This window comes from Amycolatopsis minnesotensis, from assembly GCF_039529815.1.
Lineage (GTDB): Bacteria > Actinomycetota > Actinomycetes > Mycobacteriales > Pseudonocardiaceae > Amycolatopsis > Amycolatopsis minnesotensis.
The window spans coordinates 1-3,904 of the sequence record NZ_BAAANN010000103.1 but is presented as its reverse complement, the minus strand read 5'-3'; the positions used below and the strand labels follow the sequence as shown (position 1 = coordinate 3,904).

1 protein-coding gene is annotated in these 3,904 nt (G+C 69.4%); it reads right to left on the bottom strand.

What is annotated here, in order from left to right:
- Positions 1 to 3,797: amino acid adenylation domain-containing protein (locus ABD256_RS43945; protein ID WP_344432337.1), on the bottom strand; the 3,797-nt coding region annotated here is incomplete at its 3' end.
- Between the last annotated feature and the right edge of the window lie 107 nt (positions 3,798 to 3,904).

Below are 3,904 nucleotides of genomic sequence, written 5' to 3'. Positions count from 1 at the left end.
TTGGCTTTGTCGGTGATGATGAGGGTGGTGTTGGTGGTGTGGAGGAGGTGGTGGAGTCGGGGGGGGGGGTGGGTGGTGTGGAGGGGGAGGTAGGTGTTGCCGGTTTTGAGGGTGGCGAGTTGGGCGGTGATGGTGTGGTGGGTGCGGGTGAGGAGGTGGGCGATGGGGTGTTCGGGGTGGGTGGTGGTGTTGGGGTGGTGGAGGGTGTGGTGGTGGGCGAGTTGGTTGGCGGTGGTGTTGAGGTGGTGGTAGGTGAGGGTGTGGGTGGGTGTGGTGATGGCGGTGTGGTGGGGGGTGTGGTGGGCGTGGTGTTCGATTTGCTGGTGCAGGGTGGGTGCCCAGTGCGGTGGGACCCCGCTGGCCGCGCTGGTGTTCGCCGTGTTTTGGGTGGTGTTGGGGTGGTGGAGGGTGTGGTGGTCGTGGGGGGTGAGGAGTCGGTGGTGGGTGTGGGGTGTGGTGTCGGGGGTGTGGGGGGGGTGGGTGAGCAGGGTGGTGAGGCGGTGGGTGAGGTGGTGTGCGGTGGTGGGGTGGAACAGGTCGGTGTTGTAGTGCAGGGTGAGGTGGAGTTGGTGGTGGTGGTGGGTGAATTCGAGGGTGAGGTCGGTGATGGAGGTGTGGGTGGGCAGGGGGTGGGGTTGGGTGTGCAGGCCGGGCAGGTGCAGGGTGGGGTCGGGTCCGTTTTGCAGGACCATGATGGCTTGGGTGAGGGGGGTTCGGGCGGGGTCGCGGTCGGGTTGGAGTTCCTCGACGAGGTCCTGGAACGGGGTGTGGCGGTGGGCGAGTGCGGCCAGGACGGTGTCGCGGGTGGTGGCGAGCAGGTCGGGGAAGGTCATCGCGGGGGTGCTGCGGGTGCGCAGCACGACGGTGTTGATGAAACACCCGATCACGGGTTCGAAGTCGGGGTGCTCGCGTCCGGAGGTCGCGGTGCCCAGCGCGATGTCGTGCTGCCCGCTGTGGCGGGCCAGCCAGCTGTGGCAGGCCGCGGCCAAAACCATGAACAGGGTCGCGCCCCGCGCCTGGCCGTACCGCTGCAGTTCGGTGGTGGTGGCGGTGTCGAGCACCGCCCGCACGGTCGCCCCCACCCCGCGGCGCTGGCGCGGGCGGGGGAAATCGGCGGGGATCTGCAACGGCACGACCTCCGCGAGCTGCCGGCGCCAGTAGGCCAGCTCCCGCTCCCGCACCCCGGTGCCGAGTAGCTTGTGGTGCCAGCCGGGATAGTCGGCATACCGGGCGGGCAGGGCCGGCAGGGTGGCGTGGCGGCCGGTGGTGATCGCGGTGTAGAGGGCCGAGACCTCACCGGTGAACAACCCCAGCGACCACCCGTCGATCACCGCGTGATGCGCGCTGAACACCCACACCCACTCCCGCGCCGCCACCCGCACCAGCAACGACCGCAGCACCGGGCCCGTGCCCACGTCGAACGGCGCGTTCACCTCACCCGCCAGCTCCCGCTGCACCTGTGCCTCCCGCACGCCACGATCAGCGATCCCGGACACATCCCGCACCACGAACGGCACCACCGCCTCCTCGGCCGCCACCACCACCGGCACCGGCACATCACCAGCCCCCACCCTGATCACCGTCCGCAACGGCTCATGCCGCGCCACCACCCGCGCCACCGCCACCCGCAACGCCTCCACATCCACCACACCCCGCACCGCGAACCCCCGCGACACCGTGTACTCCGCACTCCCCGGCTCATACCGGAACGCGAACCAGAACCGCTCCTGCGCCCCCGACAACCCCACCACCCCCGACACCGGCACCACCGGCCCACCACCCACACCAGCCTCGACACCAGCGGCAGCACCGGAACCAGCATCAGCCGCGGCATCGGTATCGGTGGTGGCGGCGGTGCCGATACCGGCCTCACCCACCACACCCGGAACACCACCCCCGCGGGCGGCGCGGGCGGCGCGGAGGGTGTGCAGGTGGCGGGCCAGGGCCAGCGGCGTCGGATAGTCGAACAGCACCCGCGACGCCGGCACCACCCCGAACTCCGCCCGCAACCGCGACAACACCCGCAACCCCAGCAGCGAATCCCCACCCAGCTCGAAAAAGTCCCCCTCCACCGGCACCGCGGACACCGCAACCCCCAGCACCTCCGCCCACACCGACACCACAACCCCCACCACCACCGGATCCACACCCTCCACAACAGACCCACCGGTGGCAGCGGTACTGGCGGATGCGTTCGAGACGACCAGATTGTCCACAGCAGACTCAGCAGACTCAGCAGAGGCAGTGGAGTCAGTGGACGGGGTGGTGCCGGTCGTGGTGTCTGTTGTGGACTTTTCGGGTGTGGTGGCTTCGGTGGTGATGGTGGGTGTGGTGGTGAGCTGGGTGTGGTCGGTTTTGCCGTTGGGGGTGGTGGGCAGGTGGGTGAGCCAGGTGATGGTGTGGGGCAGGGCGTGTGGGGGCAGGGTGGTGGCGAGGTGGGTGCGGATGTCGGTGTCGGTGGGCAGGGTGGTGGCGGTGGTGGCGGGCACGGTGTAGGCGGTGAGGTGGCCGTGGTGGTGGGTGGTGGCGGCGTGGGTGATCGCGGGGTGGGTGGTCAGGGCGTTGCTGATCTCGTCCAGCTCGATCCGCGCGCCCCGGATCTTGACCTGGTTGTCGGTCCGCCCCAGATACTCCACCGCACCGTCTTCAAGACGCCGCGCCAGATCCCCCGTCCGATACAACCGACCACCACCACCGGTGCCAGCACCGTTGCCAGCGCCGGTGCCTGCGTCAGGATCAGAGCCGGAATCGGTGCCGGTGGTGGTTTCGGTGGTGGGGGTGGCGATGAAGCGGGTGGCGGTGAGGGCGGGGTGGTTGTGGTAGCCGCGGGCGAGCTGGATGCCGCCGAGGTAGAGCTCGCCGGTCTCGCCGTCGGGGACGGGGGTCAGGTCCGGGCCGAGGATGTGGGTGGTGGTGTTCCACACCGGGTGCCCGATCGGGACCCGGGACAGGCCGGGGCGGGTCTGGAAGTGGGTGACATCGACCGCGGTCTCGGTCGGGCCGTAGAGGTTGTGCAACCGCGGTACCGGGCTGCCCGGTGCCAGCGCGGCACGGGCGACATCGTAAAACCGGTCCACCAGCCCGGCCGGTAACGCCTCACCCGAGCAGAACACCTGCCGCAGCACCCCCATCGCCGCCGCCGCGTCGGGATGCTCGAGGAACTCCGCCAGCATCGAGGGCACGAAATGGACCGTGCTCACCCGCTCCCGCACGATCAACCCGGCCAGATAGTCCGGCTCCCGATGACCCCCGGGACGTGCCATCACCACACCCGCGCCCGCCAGCAACGGCCACAGCAACTCCCACACCGACACATCGAACCCGATCGGTGTCTTGTGCAGCACCCGATCACCCGGCCCCAGCCGATACCGGTCCTGCATCCACACCAACCGGTTCACGATCGCCGAATGCGGCACCAGCACCCCCTTCGGCCGCCCCGTCGACCCCGACGTATAGATCCCATACGCCACATTCGACGACACCACACCCGAGGACACCGGACCATCCCCACCCGCGGCCACCACCTCATCCCACCCCGAATCCACACACACCACCCGATCCGCACCCAACCCCGACACCCACGACACCAACCCCTCCTGCGTCACCACCACCGACACACCCGAATCCGCCACCACCCACCCCAACCGCTCCACCGGATACCCCGGATCCAACGGCACATACCCCGCACCCGCCTTCAACACACCCAGCACCACCACCAGCAAATCCACCCCACGCTCACAACACACCCCCACCAACGACTCCGGCCCCACCCCCAACCCCCGCAAAAACCACGCCACCCGATCCGACAACCACCCCAACCGCCCCAACGACACACCCACCCCACCCCACACCACACCCACACCCGAACCCCCGCCCACCAACTCATGCACACACAACCCACCGG